Annotated in this window: 13 protein-coding genes; 6 read left to right on the plus strand and 7 right to left on the minus strand. The window is 50.8% G+C overall.

Translation table 11 applies throughout. The features are described 5' to 3' along the window. Positions 1-24: 24 nt before the first annotated feature. Together EG028_RS09135 and EG028_RS09140 are read right to left on the minus strand one after the other, a co-directional pair. A complete protein-coding gene (locus EG028_RS09135; RefSeq protein WP_120516204.1) occupies positions 25-798 on the minus strand; it encodes an alpha/beta fold hydrolase in 774 nt (257 codons plus the stop codon). A 56-nt stretch (positions 799-854) separates the two neighbouring features. After that, positions 855-1,841, minus strand: a complete 987-nt coding sequence (locus tag EG028_RS09140) for an alpha/beta hydrolase (RefSeq protein WP_206614421.1) — start codon at positions 1,839-1,841, stop codon at positions 855-857. A 487-nt stretch (positions 1,842-2,328) separates the two neighbouring features. Between EG028_RS09140 and EG028_RS09145 the strand changes: the two genes are divergently transcribed. Beyond that, on the plus strand, positions 2,329-2,871 hold the full coding sequence (locus tag EG028_RS09145) for a DUF1415 domain-containing protein (protein WP_120516202.1): 543 nt from the start codon (positions 2,329-2,331) through the stop codon (positions 2,869-2,871). A gap of 11 nt (positions 2,872-2,882) precedes the next feature. On the opposite strand, the gene EG028_RS09150 is transcribed toward EG028_RS09145, so the two are convergent. The 4 genes from EG028_RS09150 to EG028_RS09165 all read right to left on the minus strand — a co-directional run bounded on the left by EG028_RS09150 (position 2,883) and on the right by EG028_RS09165 (position 7,950). Beyond that, positions 2,883-4,478 (minus strand): MFS transporter, encoded by a 1,596-nt coding sequence (locus tag EG028_RS09150; protein WP_120516201.1) that lies wholly within the window; start codon positions 4,476-4,478, stop codon positions 2,883-2,885. A 1-nt stretch (position 4,479) separates the two neighbouring features. Beyond that, positions 4,480-5,532, minus strand: a complete 1,053-nt coding sequence (locus tag EG028_RS09155; RefSeq protein WP_120516200.1) for an HlyD family secretion protein — start codon at positions 5,530-5,532, stop codon at positions 4,480-4,482. 11 nt (positions 5,533-5,543) lie between these two features. Continuing rightward, positions 5,544-6,890, minus strand: coding sequence for a TolC family protein (locus EG028_RS09160; RefSeq protein WP_120516199.1), 1,347 nt, complete (start codon positions 6,888-6,890; stop codon positions 5,544-5,546). Positions 6,891-7,074: 184 nt separating this feature from the next. Beyond that, on the minus strand, positions 7,075-7,950 hold the full coding sequence (locus EG028_RS09165; RefSeq protein WP_120516198.1) for a helix-turn-helix domain-containing protein: 876 nt from the start codon (positions 7,948-7,950) through the stop codon (positions 7,075-7,077). A gap of 399 nt (positions 7,951-8,349) precedes the next feature. Here EG028_RS09165 and EG028_RS09170 point away from each other — a divergent pair, with 399 nt between their 5' ends. The 4 genes from EG028_RS09170 to EG028_RS09185 all read left to right on the plus strand — a co-directional run bounded on the left by EG028_RS09170 (position 8,350) and on the right by EG028_RS09185 (position 13,546). Beyond that, positions 8,350-8,799 carry an SRPBCC family protein gene (locus tag EG028_RS09170; RefSeq protein ID WP_120516197.1) on the plus strand — a complete coding sequence of 150 codons (450 nt, stop codon included), beginning with the start codon at positions 8,350-8,352 and terminating at the stop codon, positions 8,797-8,799. 428 nt (positions 8,800-9,227) lie between these two features. Continuing rightward, positions 9,228-9,860, plus strand: a complete 633-nt coding sequence (locus tag EG028_RS09175; RefSeq protein ID WP_123864611.1) for a hypothetical protein — start codon at positions 9,228-9,230, stop codon at positions 9,858-9,860. Beyond that, positions 9,853-11,070, plus strand: a complete 1,218-nt coding sequence (locus tag EG028_RS09180; protein WP_120516195.1) for a porin — start codon at positions 9,853-9,855, stop codon at positions 11,068-11,070. The genes EG028_RS09175 and EG028_RS09180 overlap by 8 nt, the downstream gene beginning before the upstream one ends. Positions 11,071-11,116: 46 nt before the next feature. Then, positions 11,117-13,546 carry an arylsulfatase gene (locus EG028_RS09185; protein ID WP_162946412.1) on the plus strand — a complete coding sequence of 810 codons (2,430 nt, stop codon included), beginning with the start codon at positions 11,117-11,119 and terminating at the stop codon, positions 13,544-13,546. A 68-nt stretch (positions 13,547-13,614) separates the two neighbouring features. On the opposite strand, the gene EG028_RS09190 is transcribed toward EG028_RS09185, so the two are convergent. After that, positions 13,615-14,631, minus strand: coding sequence for a LacI family DNA-binding transcriptional regulator (locus EG028_RS09190; RefSeq protein ID WP_120516194.1), 1,017 nt, complete (start codon positions 14,629-14,631; stop codon positions 13,615-13,617). Between the two features lie 393 nt (positions 14,632-15,024). Here EG028_RS09190 and EG028_RS09195 point away from each other — a divergent pair, with 393 nt between their 5' ends. After that, positions 15,025-17,949, plus strand: coding sequence for a SusC/RagA family TonB-linked outer membrane protein (locus tag EG028_RS09195; RefSeq protein ID WP_120516193.1), 2,925 nt, complete (start codon positions 15,025-15,027; stop codon positions 17,947-17,949). Positions 17,950-17,965: the final 16 nt, after the last annotated feature.

Genomic DNA, 17,965 nt, shown 5'->3' on the forward strand with positions numbered 1-17,965 from the left:
TTGTTACCTGTTCCATCTGACGGTCTACAATTCAGCGGCAGCTTCAAGGATGATTTTCGACACTGTACCCGGCTGTGACACCATAGGCACATGGCTGGATTTGAGTTCGGTTGTTTTTGCCTTGATCATTTTTGCTTCCGCCCTGGCCAGTGCGGGGGGCACCATATGGTCTTCCGTACCGATGATGAACCAGGAGGGTTTGTTTTTCCAGGCGGCCGTTGAGATCTTCGTTACTGTGGCTTTTGCCGCCCAGGGAGTCTGCGTGGCTACCAGTATGCCTCTTTCTTCGGCAGACAGGTCCTGCGCAAAATGTTCATTGATCCCTTTGGGAGACAGGCTCAGAAAACCTTCCGCATCCTGCCTGAACTCCGCGCTGCCGGGGCCCGGAGGAAAAGCGGAGGTTACGTCCTGTACGGTCTGCCCATCGTTCGGTACCAGGGCGCATACATACACCAGGCCCGCCACTTTGGGATCATTGCCCGCTTCGGTGATCACCATTCCGCCATAGGAGTGCCCTACGAGCAATACGGGGCCATCCATCAATGCAATGGCCCTTTTGGTGGCCGCTACGTCCTCTTCCAGGGAAATAAGCGGGTTCTGTACCGCGATCACGTTCAGCCCTTTGGCCTGCAGCGCGGGAATGATCCTGTTCCAGCTGGAACCGTCCGCAAATGCGCCGTGAACCAATACGATGTTTTTCACTCCTTTGGGAATGGATTGTGATTGCGCGTCTGCGGGGTTGGATGCGGCAGCTGCGGTAATTACTGTTGCAGCAACGATGTTTTTGATGGTAGACATATTGTGTTTGATTTTAAAAATGTAGAAATGAGGATGAAAGGCCGGGTTGACGGTGGTTAATCATTCAATGATTTTTTGATGACGGCCGCAGCCTGCAGCAGTGCCGTTTTCACGGCGGGCACTCCGGCCAGCGCGTTTAATAAACCGTAGTCATGGATGAGGCCGGGATAGCGGGTGAGGGTGACGGGCACGCCCGCTTCATCCAGCCTCCGTGCATACGCTTCGCCTTCGTCCCTGAGCACATCATTTTCCGCTGTCTGGATCAGGGCCGGGGGCAGGCCTTTCAGCTGGCTGAGGGAGGCTTTTAAAGGAGAGGCATAAATTTCCCCGCGTCGTTTTTTGTCGGGCAGGTAATTGTCCCAGAACCACACCATCATTTTTTTGGTCAGGAATCTGCCTTTGCCCATTTCTTCGTAGGAACCGGTCTTAAAATCAGCATCGGTAACGGGCCAGAGCATCACCTGGAGTTTGATGGCGGGGCCGCCTTTATCTTTTGCCATGAGGGCCACGGCGGCGGTCATATTGCCGCCTACGCTGTTGCCTACCACTGCCAGGTTCCTGCCGTTCACGCCAATGTCGCTGCCGTACTGCGACACCCACCTGGTGACCGCATATATCTGGTGGATCGCGGTCGGGTATTGCGCTTCGGGAGAGGGTGTATAATCCGGGAATACCGCCACGGCACCGCTTTCCACCACCAGGTCCCTTACCAGCCTTCTATGTGTGGGATAATCGCCCAGCACCCAGCCTCCACCGTGGATAAACACGAATACCGGTGCGCCGTTCCGGGCGTTCAGGGGTTTTACGATGTGTATCTTCACGGTTTCGCCATCCTGGTTGATCGTGCGCTCGGATTCTTCGATGCCGCTGTAATCCACCGTTACGGCGTTCTGGGCACCGGTGAGTACGTTCCGCGCATCCGCCGGGCTCAGCTGTTCGATAGGTTTGCCGCTACCCGCATTCAATTGTTTTAAAAAATCCCGGACCTGCACAAAAATGTGTTTATCGTCTTCCGCTTTTGCCGGTTTTTTCGATTGTGCCATTGTGACTGTGTTTGAATAAGTGAATAGGATTGTTAAGCACATCAAGCGCATAAAATTGCTTCTCATGTAATTTTTTTTATTAGGGTTTATACTGTTTGCTCCCGCGTTTGCTCACAGATTAATCTCCTGTCTGATGTTTTTTTCGGCCTGCCCATACTCCGGAATATGACCAGGTTCTGCCAGTCTATGCAAGTGCTTTGCCAAGGATTTAAGAGATTAAGAATCAACGGTATGATTTAAAAGCGCGCGGATTTTCTAACGGTATTTCGTGAATTCGTGCTTTTATGTCTTTATATCGGGGGAACGGGGGCGGTTAGGTAAAAAAAGGCCGCTGATCGCCATTGACAGGATGTTTTCGGGGCTATAAATATTCATCGCCTGACACATCCGAACTAAACCGGCGGCAGCTGGGCGGGATTGCCTACATTCGTGTTTTCCCCGGGGGCATCTCCGGTAGTTCTTTTCACAGCCGGCATAAAATCAATTAATGGATCATACAGCGGAAATCATTACCCGTACAAGGAATTGGATCAAAGTGACCGTGATAGGGTGTAATTTCTGCCCGTTTGCCGCCAGGGAGGTCAGGCAGGACAGTGTGCATTACGAGGTGGCGTATGCGGGCAGCGCGATGACTGCCAGGCAGGCTTTTCTCAACGAGTGTATCAGGCTGGACAAAGATAGCAGCATCGGCACCACCCTGCTCATTTTCCCGGATGCCTTTCCTTTGTTTGCCGATTACCTGGACCTCGTAAAAATGGCGGAGGAAGTGATCCGCCGGAAGAAATATACGGGCATTTACCAGGTGGCCGGTTTTCATCCGCTGTACCAGTTTGCCGATACCACGCCAGACGATGCGGCCAATTACACCAACCGGTCCATCTACCCCATGCTGCATTTGCTGCGGGAAGACGCGGTTCATAAAGCGATAAAAGATTTTCCAAACCCCGAAGGCATCCCGGCCCGCAATATTGATTTTGCCAGGCGGAAAGGAGAGGCCTATATGAAGCTGCTGAGGGATAGTTGCTGGTGATCTTCCCGCCACTAAGCCATTGCCATCTTTTTTTTATTCCCCGCCGCTTTTATTTTATTCACCACTGCAAAAGCTATCAGCACTAAAAATGCCGCAGCCATTAAAATGGCCCCCACCAGGAAAATAGCCCTGATCGTCAATAGCTGGCTTTGTAAAGCTGAAGATTTGGTGATCAGCATATTTGAAATACCCGTGGCTTCACCCGGGGTATATCCCCTGGATACAAACAATCCTTTGTATAATTCAAGCCTTTGGAGGAAGATATCGTTCTCCGGGATAAGCTTGCCCTGTAAATTGTCTTTGAACTGCCGGTTGTAACTTAACTGCATCGTATAAAAACCGGCAATGGAGTTGAGCACTGCTATAAACCGGGCGTAAGCGCAGATGACGATCGCGGTCATGCCCGTGCTTTGGGGAACGGATACCACGCAAAAAACGGTGATGGGGACAAATAACAACCCGCTGCCAAAACCCTGTAGGAATATGGGGATTCGGAGCTCAGCGAGTGACAGGCTGGGCGTAAGATGGGCATACACCCATACATGATAATAGAAAAGGACGGCAAATCCGGCCAGCAACAGCAGCGGCAGGTTTTGTTTTTTTGCGAGGATAACTTTTGCAGCGATAAAAGTGCCGATGAACGCTCCCGCAATATTGTACAGCCCTGAATTTACCACGTCCGACGCACTCCAGCCAAGCGCCAGTACGGAATAACCATACACCAGGTTGATACTGTCCTTCATTCCAAAGAACAGCACCATGAGCAGCAATGCAAAAATAAATTTGCCGGACCTGAAAACCCTCAGATCGATCAGCGGTCTTTTAAGCGTGGCCTGCCTGAAAAGGAAAAGCGCAAAAAGGGCCGCGGCAAAAACTGCTGTATACCTGATCAGCGAATCGGCGAACCAGTATTGCCTGGGCCCGTATATCATCACAAATGCCGTGGCCACCGCCGCGAACATAAATAAGAACGAACCGTACCAGTCCGTCTGGTATAAGGGATAAGGTTTGAATGCCGGCTTCGGCTTAAAGATCAGCAGGCAGAGCAGGATCGCCATTACCTGCAGGGCTATTAGCCCGTAATACACTTCTGTCCAGTCCATTCTCATGACCACCCAGGCCGTCCCCAGGCCTACTATAAGCCCGCTGGTAAGTATCAGCGAAAAGAATAGTGAAATGCCGACCAGCATTCTTTTCGGCTCGGGAATCGTAGTGAAAATAACGATCAGCATACAACCGGCTATTATACAGGTTACCACGCCGGTAAAAAAACGGAGCACCGAAAACAAGACAATATCGTGTACGGAAAACAATCCTATATTCAGCAGGATGCCTGCAAGAAAAGCAGTCAAAAGATAACTGCGGGTATTGAAATACCTGACCATCCTGAACTGTAGCGGCAGGGTGGCGATAATGCCCGCATAGCTGATCTGCAGGGCGAAGGAAATGTCTTCCGGCTGGGCGCCGTAGAAAGATATCACATGCGCCTGGATAACGGCAAACGAAGCGAACTGCGCGATCCCGGCAAATAAGATCAGTATCAGGAAACCCCTGGCCAGACCCGGGTGCCGGCTTATCCAGGCATTAAAATAGATCGATTGCGCCATGTTAATTAGTTTGCCGCATTTTTACGGTGATCTTTACGTTCATTCCCGCTTTGAGATCTTCCACATCGCGGTCGTCAAAGATGATTTTAACAGGCACGCGCTGGATGATCTTTACAAAATTCCCGGTCGAATTATCGGCAGGCAGCAGGGAGAATTTGGAGCCGGTGGAGGCGGATATAGCTACGATTTTACCATGGTACGTTTTGCCGGGTATCGCATCCGCCCTGATCTCAACGGGCTGCCCTACATACATGCCATGCACCTGGGTTTCTTTAAAATTTGCGATCACCCATTTATCCGCTGTATTCACAACGGATACCAATGGCTGCCCAGCCTGCACCTGCTGGCCTTCGAGAATGTTTTTCCTGCCGGTATACCCGCTGTAGGGGGAAGTGATGACCGTATAGCTCAGGTTCAGCTGTGCCAGGCCAAGCAGGGCTTCCGCGCGTTTGCGGGCCGCAAAAAGCGAGTTGTACCGTGCCTGCAATTCACGTATCCTGCTGTCGCTGGTCTTTAAACTGTTGATGGCGGCGCTGTAATCGCTTTGGGATACATCGTACCTCGTCTGCACCTGCTCAAAATCTGATACCGTCACGGCTTCCTCGCTTAATAGGTTCCTGAACCTTTTTACATCCTGTTCCTGTTGCCAGAGCTTTGCCTTTGCTGAATTGATCTGGTCCCTGTTCACCAGCGTGGAGGTCTGCGCAGACCTGATGCCGGCGTCCAGTATTTCCAGTTGCGCTTTGGTGTCCTCCAGCATGGATTCCGCTTCTTTTACTTTCTGCACGTACTCCCGGTCGTCCAGGATCACCAGGGTATCTCCCTGTTTTACCCGCTGATGCTCCTCAAACAGCACATCCCTGATAAATCCGCCTGCCCGCGCGGAAACGGGGTTGATAAAGGACTCCACCTGCGCATCGTTTGTATCCTCATAATTGCGGACGTATATAAGATACCGGATAAAATAAACAAGCGCGATCACCACGGCCAGTATTGCGGTCCCTTTGATCACCCCGTTTATAAAGCCTTGTTTTTTATTTTGTGTAGTTTTCATGATGTCTGGCGTTAAAGTTTTCCGGTAATAAAAAGTAAACGGTAATAAATTGATAAGGCGGCGATATTGGCCTGTACATAGTTCAGCCTGGTTTCCTGGTAAAGATTATCGGCTTCCAGCAGGTCGGTAAGCAGGCTGAGCTGGTTGAAATATTTGGTGTTCTGGATGTTGTAATTGACTTCGGCCTGCTCGATGGATTTTTTGACAACCAGCAGCCGGTGCACAGCCTCATTGTATTTGGTGGCCAAAGCCTGCGCTTCCTGCCGCACGTTGTCCTCTATCCATGCTTTCTGCTCCTGGAGCGCGGTTTCGCGCAGGCGGGAGGATTTTACTTTGTTTTTATTCTGGTACAGCGATGAAATATCATACGTAAGCCTCACGCCCACCTGGCCTACCGCAAAAGTTTGCGCCACAGGCGGGAAAATGAGTGTGTTCGGATAATTAAAACCATAACCGCCAAATAAAGCGGCGGACGGACGGTCGAAGGACCGGGCCAGCTTTGTCCGGTTTTCCTGGAGCTGGATGCTTTTCCGTGCTTTTAATAAGGCATAGGTTCCGGAATAATCACCCAGCAAACTTTCCAGCTCCCGGCTTTCCGGCAGCCCCAGCGATGCGGTATCCACGGGGATGATGGTGGTAACGGCATCCAGGTTCAGGAGCGTATTTAATTTTTGATTGCTGATGAGATAATCGTTTTTGTTGGTGGTTTCGTTCAGCAAAACATTCGACAGCAGCACATCGGCTCTCAGTACATCGCTTTTGGTCACTTTGCCGTTCGCATACAGTGCATCGATGTTTTTGGAACGGGTGCGCGCCCTTTCCACCTGGTCCCGGATAAGACGGCCCTGGAAGTAAAGCCTGACCATATCCAGGTAATGAAGGGCGGCCTGCAACCCGATATTCGCCTCCTGCTCTTTTGTATTGATCGAAGCCAGTTCGTTTTTGTGCCGGAAATCCGTGATCACTGCCTTTTGCCTGCCGCCCGAATATAGATTGAAGGAGGCTTCCAGGCCCAGCGATCCGGCATTTGCGTCCGGCGGTTTGGGGATCTGGTGCGAGCCGCCCAATACATCATCAAATAAAGTGACCTTGCTGTACCGTTGATAGGAAGCATTGCCGAGAATACGGGGCAAAACGCCCATCCGGGCATCCTCCAGGTCCAGCCGGGCAGCGCCTTCTTCCGTTTTGAAAACGCCTACCGATTTATTGGAGGTTTTTGCGTGCCGGATTGTTTCCTGTAAACTCAGCGCAGCGGTTCTGTTATCCGCGGTTTGCGCTTTCAGGCCCAATGCCGGTGCCCCGAACAGCAGGGCACATATGCCGTGCCTTGCGATATTTTTAATACTGAATGATTTCATTTTCCTGTTCTCTTTTATCTTTTTTACCCAATAGCCCCGGCTATCCCGGCCTTATGAGGCCCGGTCAGTTATAATAACCTTTCTGTTGTGTGGTGATCTTTCAAGCCGGCATGTGGTTTCAGTACGCCCGGCGAATACCCGTTTTAGGATTACTTTTTCCTATGCCGTTTGGTGTGCAGCTTTTTCACGGTAGTTTTTTTTGAGTCTTAAAATTATTCCTGAACCGGCCGGGGGAGATGGCAGCCAGTTTGGTGAACATCCTGTTGAAATATTTGGGGTCTTCGTATCCCAGGTAGGTGGCGATCTCCTTTATGCTGAGGTCCGTATAACAGAGCAGCCTTTGACCTTCCCGGAGCATTTCCTGCTGGATAAAATAAGAGGTGGTAAAACCCGTCACCGATTTTATCGTATCGTTCAGATAACTTAAGGAAAAACTCATCAAACCTGCATAGTCACCCGGCTTTTTCAGGTCCCGGTAATGTTTCCTGACCAGTCTTTTGAATTTTTTCGTAAGCTCGATACTTCTTTGAGAATGGTGCCCAGATCCGGCATCCGTATTTGCCTGGAATGCCGAGGCTATTTTATAGACACCGGGTGCAACGAATGCGTTCACCGCCGGCTTATGCAGGCTTCCCAGCGTATGGTCGTTATAGGTTTGAAACAGCAGTTCAAAATACCGGTTGAACCACAGGAAATCAGGTGCCGATAACGATAGGAGCGGGCCTTTGACCAGCGAATCCTCGATCATCATCCGGGCATGTTCATCCACCAGTTTATTGTCCAGGAACAATATCCAGCCATCGGCGTTGTCGAACTTCACGGCCTGCTGGATCTGCCCGGGGAAAAGGAACGCAAGTTTTTCGGGGGCAATGCGCGCGTTCTTAAAGTCCACCTGTAGCTCCGCGTTGCCGGAGATCAGCATTACGCATATAAAGTGATCGTTCCGGTGCAGCTTACTGATGTCGTCAAACAGCGAAGAAATAAAGGCATGGTTGATCCTGTCGATATGCACGCCCGATATATTTTCTTTTAACTGCCAGACTGGTATTTTGACTTTCATCCGGTTCTTTTTAATCTACGGTACAAAATTACGCCACCGGGACATGTGAATGTCCCACATATCGCACCTTTTGGTGTACAAATCACATGTTAGGGCGGTGTTTTTGCTACCACGGGTAAAGCACCCGTCATCGGCAAATGACGTCATATATCCGCGCCGGAGCCGCTCGCAGGGCGTTGGTGAGCTTTTGTGCCGGCTGATTTACGGCTGTTGTAACAGGGGCATGTGCATGGCCCCGGTCGTAATTCACCCGGGAATTGTCGTATGCGGCCCCTACCGGAATCAGATAATCTTGCCACATTTGTAATGTAAAACAATCATCACAAGTGGAGCAGCAACCACTGCAAAAAACGGGCGGGACCGAAAAGCCAGAAGAGTAGGAAAACAAAAAATAATTTTATGTCAGGTAATAATGTTTCATTACACAGGATCTTAAAAGCGTCTCCCGAAAAAGTATACCGCGCATTTACCGAAGCGCCGGCGATGGCTGCATGGCTTCCCCCTTACGGCTTTGTTTGCACCGTCCAGGAAATGAATGTAAAGCAGGGCGGTACCTTCAAAATGACGTTCCTGAATTTCTCCACCGGCAACGGTCATTCGTTTGGCGGGAAATACGTAGAGCTCAAACCGAATGAATTTCTGAAGTACACGGATCAGTTCGACGATCCTAATTTGCCGGGTGAAATCACCACTTCTGTCTGGCTCCGGAAAACTATCGCAGGTACAGAGATTAAGATCACGCAGGAAAACATACCCGAGGCTATACCCGCTGAGTTTTGTTATTTAGGCTGGCAGGAATCGCTGGAAAAACTGGCGAAACTGGTAGAGCCTGAAATACCGGATGCATGATTAATGTTAATAAGCCTTGGGAACAAGGTTAATAAATGGGATACCAATAAAAAAGCCGTTCTTATACGGCTTTTTTATTGGTAAGATCCCTGTTTTGAAGCCTGGATGTGAACGGCGGCATGATACCCCTGTGTTTTCAAACTGAGTTGCAAAGGCACAGCGAGAAGGTCAAGTTCCCTTTGAATATCCTTTCAAAGGCAGGCCGCTTTGCAGCCATCTTGCCTTAAATTCTACTGCCGTATGAACCAAATGCGGATTCTGTTGTTTATTATTTTAAGCTAAGCAAATCCCTGCCCTTCCCTGGAAGGGCGTCTCCTTACGCATACAAATTCCCTCTCATCAAATGTGTTGTTATAAGTAAGCTGTATTTCCCATGGAAATATAAGGGGCTTTTTTTGCCTGCCAGGCTCAAAAAATTTAACAGCGGTATGATGTTCAGCAAAGTAAAAGGTACGCCTGTCAAGGGAATTGGGCCATTCTCAGGCTTCTGCGCACCGGGAAGCTCTTTCGGCTGTATGCTGATGATTTTTATCCTGCTTGCGGGCGCATGTCTGGCGCAGGAAACAGGCAGATTTCACCCTGAACACAATGTGGGCATCAATATCGGACACGAACATTCTTTTCACGGCATCGACGAGGATGGGGACAGTAAAACGTCTATACTGCCCTATTGGGGGATCGACTACAATTTCCGGTTCGCCCGTAAATTTTCTTTCGGCTTACATATAGACCTGGTGCTGGAAACATTTGAGGTGGAAAAGAATCTCGAAAAGGCTGAAACAGTAGTGACGCGCACCCGGCCGGTGGCGCCCGCGCTCATGGGTTTTTACAAACCAACGGAACACTGGAGCTTCGGACTGGGCATGGGAGCGGAGCTGGCGAAGGAAGAAAGTTTTGTCCTGAACCGGGCCGCGGTGGAATATGGGGTGGAGATCCGCAAAGGATGGGAAGTATACGGCGTGTTTCAGTATGATATCCGCTGGAAGGCATACGACACCTGGACGATCGGCCTCGGGATCGGGAAGACATTCGGGAAAAACAAGCGTAATAGTGATGAGTAAGGATCTTAAAATGGCTGCTTTGTATGGCGGCTTACTGCTGATGCTGACCATATCACTCCGGTCTTATTCGCAAACGCCGGAAGAAGATTCGGCGCGCAAACCCCTTGTCACGCATGGCGAAAAAGGCTTTGAATTTGCGCCACGCGGCGAAAAATTCCTGTTGCAGGTCCAGGGCAGGCTGCAATTCCGGTTTGCCACGCCCGAAGACCAGGACCCGGTGACCTTCGATGACTTCAGCGGGGAAAAAGAGGCAGTCTTTAAGATCAACAGGGCCCGCTTAAAAGTAGGCGGTTACGCTTTCCAGCCCTGGATAAAATATTACTGGGAATATGAACTGGGGCAATCCAACCTGCTGAACTATACGATCAATATTCAAAAGTGGGACTGGCTGAGCTTCCAGGTAGGACAGTGGAAGGTGGAATATACCCGGGAGCGGAGGATCAGCAGCGGAGAGCAGCAAATGATGGACCGATCCGTCATCAACCGGGAGTTTACCGTGGACCGGCAACAGGGCGTGGAAGTATATGGGAGGCTGAAAGGCAGAGGGCTGGCCGATTTCAGTTACTGGGCGGCGGCGCTTACCGGTACAGGCCGCGGCAGCACGCAGAATGACGATAACAGGCTGATGTACTTCGGGCGCCTGCAGTGGAATTTTACAGGCATATACCTGGATTTTGAAGGCAGCGATCTTGAAATCCATGAGAAACCCGCCGGGGTACTGGCGCTTTCGGTGGTGACGAACAGAAGCCCATATACAAGGTTCTCCCAGGCCGGGGGCGGTTCTCTTGAAGGATATGAAGACGGGCAGCCGGGGCAGTACCGCGTCACCCAGGCGAACCTGGAAACCGCTTTCCAATACAAAGGCTTCAGTTTTCAGTCGGAATTTCACTGGAAGGAGATCGTCGACAAGCTGGACAATGACCGCACGGATGTATTACATGGCTATTACGTGCAGGCGGGATACTTTTTCCACCAGGCCATCTCCTGGTGGCCGGCGCCGTTGGAGATCGCCGTCCGCAATGCCGGTTACCGCCCGGACCCGGCGGCAGATGATACAAAAAAGAGGGAATTGTCGGGCGCGGCGAACTGGTTCTTTAAAGGGCACAAAAACAAACTGACTTTCGAATGCAGCCATTTTAATTACGACAAAACCGGGGGGATTCCCGCGGACCAGTTGCGGTTCAGGCTGCAATGGGATATTTCGATGTGAGTATAATAAATCCCCGATGTTTTATAAATCATAAACCTGTAACATCATGAAAAAATTCATCCGTAGTTACTACCTGATTTTAGGCCTGGTGATATCCTGCCTGTCCCAAAGCTGCACCATGCAGTCCGGGAAAAAGGGTGGATCGGAAGATTCCACGGAATTTAAAGGCGTGATAAAACTGGACGTGCGGGACTCAAAAGCGGACTGGGGGCCTTACACGCCCAAAGCCGCCCCGAAAGGCGCTCCCAACGTCCTGTTTATATTATATGACGATACCGGGCTGGCCGCATGGTCCCCCTATGGTGGGCGGATCAATATGCCCACTATGCAAAGGCTGGCCGCAAACGGGCTCACCTATACGCAATGGCATACCACCGCTTTGTGTTCCCCTACACGGTCCTGCCTGCTCACGGGAAGAAATCACCATTTGAACGGAATGGCCTCTATCACGGAAACCGCGAATGGTTTTCCCGGGACGAGCGCCGTGATCCCGAAAGCCTGCGCTACCATGGCCCAGGTACTCCAGGATAACGGGTACAGTACTTTCTGGGTCGGAAAGGACCACAACGTTCCCGAGCAGGATGTGTCACCCGGCGGAAGCCGCGCCCAATGGCCTGTACAGATGGGTTTCGACCGGTATTACGGTTTTCTTGGAGGAGAAACGAACCAGTGGTACCCGGACCTGGTGGAAGACAACCGTTTTGTAGAACAGCCATATAGCCCGGAAGAAGGGTATCATCTCTCGAAAGACCTTGCGGACAGAGCGATTGAAATGTTGCGCAACAAAAATTCCACCAATCCTTCCAAACCCTGGTACATGTGGTGGTGCCCCGGCGCCAATCATGCTCCGCATCACTCGCCTAAAGAGTACATCGATAAATATAAAGGGAAATTTGATGACGGATACGATGCCTACAGGGTCTGGGTAGTGGATCAGATGATCAAAAAGGGTATTCTCCCCAAAAACACCGCACTGACCGAGATCAATTTTTTACCCAAAGATGTGGCAAACCCTGCGGACTACGTGCGCCCCTGGAGCGAGCTGTCTGACGATGAAAAGAAATTGTTTTCAAGAATGGCTGAAGTATACGCCGGTTTTTCAGAATATACCGACGCACAGGTAGGCCGGATCGTGGATTACCTGGAGGAGACCGGTCAGCTGGAGAATACGATCATTATTTACGCGGCGGATAATGGCGCGTCCGGGGAAGGCAGCCCCAACGGGTCTGTTAATGAGAATAAATTCTTTAATGGTTACCCGGACGAACTAAAGGAAAACCTGAAATATATGTCCGTACTGGGAGGCCCGGATACTTATAATCACTATCCCACCGGCTGGGCCGCGGCATTTTCCGCGCCGTTCAAGATGTTCAAAAGATATGCTGAATATGCGGGAGGCACCAATGACCCGCTGGTGATCTCATGGCCGAAAGGCATTAAGGCCAAAGGCCAGATCCGCCATCAGTATCACCACGCCGTTGATATTGTACCCACCATCCTGGATGCTTGCGGCATACAGATGCCGGAAGTATACAGGGGCGTAAAACAATACCCGCTTTCCGGGGTATCCATGAAATATTCCTTTGATGCCGCTCCTGACGCCCCCACGCAAAAACATGTGCAGTATTATGCCATGCTGGGCACAAGAGGCATCTGGAAAGACGGCTGGAAAGCCGCCGCCGTTCATGCCCCGCTCACCAACAAAGGGCATTTCGATAAGGATGAATGGGAACTTTATAATGTGGCTGAAGACAGGTCCGAGTCAAAAAACCTGGCAAAAGAAAATCCCGGGAAATTGAAGGAACTGATCGACGCATGGTTCGAAGAAGCTGAGAAGAACAAAGTGCTGCCGCTGGATGACCGCGCCGCAGCCCAGTTGCTGACCATCGAACGGCCCGCGGCGGAGCCGGCCCGCGACAGGTACCTGTATTATCCCAATACTTCCCCGGTTCCGGAAGGTGTGGCCGTGAATGTAAGAGGGCGCAATTATAAGATCCTGGCAAACGTAGACATTACCAGCCCGGATGCTTCCGGCGTTATTTTCGCGCATGGGTCCAGGTTTGGCGGGCATGCGTTGTTCATCAAAGACAGGAAGCTCTATTACGTGTATAATTTCCTGGGGATAGAGGAACAGACGCTTGTTTCAAATACAACATTAAAACCCGGAAAATATACCCTCGGTATGGAATTCACGCGTGAAGGAGCCGGCCAGTACGGAGAATCGAATGGTAAAGCAAAACTTTATATCGATGACAAGATGGTGGCCGAAGGCCCCATGAAAACGCAGCCCGCGAAGTTTACCTTATCGGGTGACGGGTTATGTGTCGGATTCGATAGCGGTGATGCGGTGAGCAGGAACTACAAAACTCCCGGCACATTCAAAGGAGGGACCATCCAGCTGGTAGGCGTGACGGTGGAAGGGAAACCTTATGAGAACCTGGAAGCTGAGGCCAGGAGGGCATTAATGGGACAATAAACATCAGTTTTGATCCCGGCCTCAGGCCGGGATCATCTTTTTTGCATGAAATAATACACATTGTAATATCAGTTCCGCGCAGTGGAACGGCCTTTGATCAATCTTGATTTCAATACCACATTTCTTTCTACAGCCACGGATTTATCTTTCCTGTTAATAAGTTGAAACAGCTCGTTAGCGGCCGTTTCGCCGATATCAAAGGCAGGTTGTGTGATGGTGGTAAGAGAAGGGTTCAGCAGGGAAGCAGTCTGGAGGTTGGAGAAACTGATCACTTTGATGTCTTCGGGGATCTTTAACCGGATCTTTTCACATACCCGGTAACAGATCACCGCCAGTTTTTCTATAGACGCAAAGATCCCGTCCGGTTTTTCTTTGATGAGCATTTGCTGGAGAAACTGAAAAGTCTCCTCGTTATCGTTGGCGGATTCCAATACCAGGGGACTGGCCTGGGAAGAATGTTGCTGAAGCGCATCCAGGTAACCTTTCATCCGGATCTTCCCGACGGATATATTTTTGTGCACCTGCAGGTAGGCTATTTTTTTACATCCCGCATCGATCAGGTGCCGGGTGGCGATCACTGCGCTTTCATAATTATCGGTAGTGACCTTCACTACATGTTGCAGCGTATCGCATACCCTGTCAAACATCACAAGGGGAATGCCTTTTTTTTCCAGTTCGCCCAAATGATGGCGGTTGTTGTTTTCGCTGGACATGGAGAGTAATACCCCGTCCACTCTGCCGTTCGCCAATGTTTTGATAAAGGAAACTTCCAGCTCGTGATCGCCATGCGTGAAGTAAAGCAGGATATGATAACCCTTGCTTTGTGTGATTTTTTCAATACCGCTGATGACAAGGGAAAAAAAATCATTCACCATGTCGGGTATCACGACGGCGATCATCTTGGTTTTTTGTCCGCGAAGACCACTGGCATTGGGGTTAGGTTCATAATTTAACTCTTTCGCCAGGGCGAATACTTTGGCTTTGGTTGCAGCACTTATTTCATGACTATCCCTTAATGCGCGTGATACTGTAGAAATGGCAAGATTCAGCTCTTTAGCCAGGTATTTGATGTTTATCTTGTTCATGTAAACTCTCCCGCTCACCTTCTAATAATAGGATTATTACTTCGTATAAACAACTATTGACGCCCGAATTCACGGAAACGTTTCCGTAAATATTAGCGCTTTTATGCAGAAACCCGCATTCTTTTTTATAAGTTAACGGTCCACAGTTTCCACGCACAGTCTCAACCCAGGTCTAAAAACAAACCAAACATGAAACCTATAGTACAGCCAGTCTCATAACCGCTATGCTGAGTTAAACACCGACAGGGTCAGGAACCGCCTGTAAATCCTTTGCTGTAAAAGGAAAGGCATTGTTATGCCTGTTCAGTTCCACCAAAACTTTGTGCATCCCGCACAGAGCAGGTGCGTTTATGCCTGACCGATCCGTTACTACTTTTTACAGAAATCTACGCTATGAAACAAACACGAACAAATTCCGCGTGCCATTCCGCGCGGCTCCGCAGGTACCACCTGGCCCTGAAGAGCACCGCCGGAATGTTCTGCTGCCTGTGCCTTTCCCTGTCCGGCACAAGCGCCTCCGCAGCCCCGCCGCCTTACCAGGCGCAGCGGGCAGACAGTGTCCCTGAAGCCAGAAAGGATTATATCCAGGTCTTCAACAACCGGCAGCCACGGCACGATGCCAGCGGCGCATTCTCCAACATGTATGGAGCCTCCGTGGAAAACAACCCGGTGATCAACAACACGAACAAAATGCAGGGCCTGCTGCCGGGCGTCTTTATCATGCAGAACAACGGCGAGCCCGGAGATGAATCCGCCGGTGCGCTGATGCGCGGCAAAAGGACCTTCCGCAGCAATGCCCCTGTGATCCTGGTGGACGGTTATGAAAGAAGCATGGACTTCCTGGACCCCAACGAGATTGAATCCATCACCGTTTTGAAAGATGCGGCGGCTACGGCGCAGTATGGCCTCCGTGGCGGAAACGGCATTATTCTCGTCACTACCAAAAGAGGGGAGGAAGGCCGCATCCGCATCACCTTCAACGCCCGCACCGGCATGAGGTCTCCCACCACCACGCCAAAGCTCCTCAACTCCTACCAGTACGCCACGCTGTATAACGAAGCGCTGACCAACGACGGCGCCGCACCGAAATACAGCGATACGGACCTGGACAAATACGAAAAAGCGTCCCGGGGCATATATGAAAATGACCTGGACCGTTACCTCTACCCGGACATCAACTGGTATGACCAGTATGTCAACGAATCCACCTGGCAGCAGCGTTACAGCGTGAATATAGACGGGGGCAACAAAGTGGCGAGATACTTTGTGTCCGCCGGTTACACCCGCAACAGCGGCCTGTATAAAACGGATGAAAACGCGAACACTTATAACACGAATGCGGACTTCAACATGATCACCCTGCGTTCCAATGTGGATATCCAGGTGAACAAGCGTTTTTCCATGACGCTGGACATTGCCGGCCGGCAGGAACAGCGCACCACTCCCGGCGCCCGGGCGGACGCATCGCTGCGCGTGTTCCGTTCCCTGTATAAAACGCCGCCGAATGCCTTCCCCGTATTTACACCGGACGGTACACTGGGCGGCACCAAGGACTTTACGGGCAATCCCTACGGCCTGCTGAACAACCAGGGGTATTCCCTGTATTACGTCCGCAGCATGTTCGCCACTTTCCGCGCGAAACACGACCTTGATTTTATTACCAAAGGCCTCGCCATCAAAGCCAATGTGGCTTTCGACAGCTGGTACGATATGGTCACCAACCGCAGCAAAAGTTTTAAGGTATTCGATCTGCGGCAGGCGAACGGGAACGTGGAGTATAAGCCGGACGGCAGCATCAGGTACGTGGAGACGGGCTCGAACACACAAATGTCCTCCGGCGTGGAATACCCGACCACACAGCGGATCTTTAACGTGGACGCATCCCTGAACTATGACCGTGAATTCGGGCGCCACGCGGTATCGGCCTATGTTGCCATGGCGCAGCGGATTATTTCCAACGAAAACAATGGCAATATTCCCCGCGCGTACCTGGGCTCAAACGGCAAAGCTACCTACGTGTACAATAAGCGGTATATCGCGGAATTTAACTTCGGCTACCAGGGCTCCGAACAGTTCCTCCCCGGGAATAAGTTCGGGTTTTTCCCCGCAGCATCGGTGGCATGGGTGGCTTCCGAAGAAAACTTCCTGAAGAACAACAAATGGGTGAACTTCCTCAAGATCCGTGCATCCCATGGCCTGACCGGCAATGATGACATCGGCGGGTATTTTGTCTGGTACCAGAAATACGCCACCGCCGGTGGTGTAAACTTTGGATATACCTCCCTAGGCTACACCGGCTGGAATGAATCTGCATTCGCACTCAATAATGTAACCTGGGAAAAAGTAAAAAAGACCAATGTGGGCATAGACGCAACGGTGCTGAACAATAAACTGCGCATCAGTTTTGACTGGTTCTACGAAAAGAATACAGACATCATGATACAGCCCGCGCTGCCCAATATAATGGGCATCCGCTTCCCGGATTTTCCCATTGGCGTGATAGAGAACAAAGGTTTTGATGCGGCCGTCGCTTACACCCAGAAGATCGGGAAAGTGGAGCTGACGCTGAACGGCACGATCACCAAAGCGGAGAATAAAGTGCTGGACAGGGGAGAGGAAAAACAACGTTTCGAATACCAGGCCCGTACCGGCAGACCGCTGGATGCCATCTTTGGCCTGGAAGCGCTGGGCCTTTTCCAGGATCAGGCGGAAATAGACGCAAACCCGAGGCAAACCTTCGGCGTGGTGAAACCCGGCGATATCAGGTACAAAGATCAGAACGGGGACGATGTGATAGATGCCTATGATGAAGTATACCTCGGCCAGGGCAACTTCCCTTCTCTCCAGTACGGCGCCGGGCTGGGCCTGCGTTATGGCGGGTTTGACCTGAATGTATTGTTCACCGGCTGGTCCGGCACCAAACAGAACATGAACGGCGAAGCGATGTATGAGTTCCACGACAACGGCACCGTGCGCGAACATCACCTGGGCCGCTTCAATCCAAACGACGAAAGCAGCTGGGCCAATGCTTCCTACCCCCGTTTATCGCTCTCCAACAAGGCTAACAATCAGCGCACCTCTACCTACTGGCTTACAGATGCTGCGATGATAAGGCTCAAAACCATGGAACTGGGATATACACTGCCCGAAAATATCAGTAAAAAGATCAGGATGGAAAAAGTAAGGGTGTATGTGAACGGCTATAACCTGTTCACCTGGTCAGATACAGACCTGATGGACCTGGAAGCGAGATCTACGCATTATGTGTTGTATCCCATCCAGCGTATTCTCAACGCCGGCCTTAGTGTTACTTTTTAATCCTGTCAAATGAAAC

Source organism: Chitinophaga barathri (assembly GCF_003807585.1).
Classification (GTDB): Bacteria; Bacteroidota; Bacteroidia; order Chitinophagales; family Chitinophagaceae; genus Chitinophaga; species Chitinophaga barathri.

Excerpts from the sequence above, each read along its gene's own strand:
- EG028_RS09135 (WP_120516204.1), bottom strand. The coding sequence starts at position 798 with ATGTCTACCATCAAAAACATCGTTGCTGCAACAGTAATTACCGCAGCT.
- EG028_RS09140 (WP_206614421.1), bottom strand. The coding sequence starts at position 1,841 with ATGGCACAATCGAAAAAACCGGCAAAAGCGGAAGACGATAAACACATT.
- EG028_RS09145 (WP_120516202.1), top strand. The coding sequence starts at position 2,329 with ATGGATCATACAGCGGAAATCATTACCCGTACAAGGAATTGGATCAAA.
- EG028_RS09150 (WP_120516201.1), bottom strand. The coding sequence starts at position 4,478 with ATGGCGCAATCGATCTATTTTAATGCCTGGATAAGCCGGCACCCGGGT.
- EG028_RS09155 (WP_120516200.1), bottom strand. The coding sequence starts at position 5,532 with ATGAAAACTACACAAAATAAAAAACAAGGCTTTATAAACGGGGTGATC.
- EG028_RS09160 (WP_120516199.1), bottom strand. The coding sequence starts at position 6,890 with ATGAAATCATTCAGTATTAAAAATATCGCAAGGCACGGCATATGTGCC.
- EG028_RS09165 (WP_120516198.1), bottom strand. The coding sequence starts at position 7,950 with ATGAAAGTCAAAATACCAGTCTGGCAGTTAAAAGAAAATATATCGGGC.
- EG028_RS09170 (WP_120516197.1), top strand. The coding sequence starts at position 8,350 with ATGTCAGGTAATAATGTTTCATTACACAGGATCTTAAAAGCGTCTCCC.
- EG028_RS09175 (WP_123864611.1), top strand. The coding sequence starts at position 9,228 with ATGATGTTCAGCAAAGTAAAAGGTACGCCTGTCAAGGGAATTGGGCCA.
- EG028_RS09180 (WP_120516195.1), top strand. The coding sequence starts at position 9,853 with ATGAGTAAGGATCTTAAAATGGCTGCTTTGTATGGCGGCTTACTGCTG.
- EG028_RS09185 (WP_162946412.1), top strand. The coding sequence starts at position 11,117 with ATGAAAAAATTCATCCGTAGTTACTACCTGATTTTAGGCCTGGTGATA.
- EG028_RS09190 (WP_120516194.1), bottom strand. The coding sequence starts at position 14,631 with ATGAACAAGATAAACATCAAATACCTGGCTAAAGAGCTGAATCTTGCC.
- EG028_RS09195 (WP_120516193.1), top strand. The coding sequence starts at position 15,025 with ATGAAACAAACACGAACAAATTCCGCGTGCCATTCCGCGCGGCTCCGC.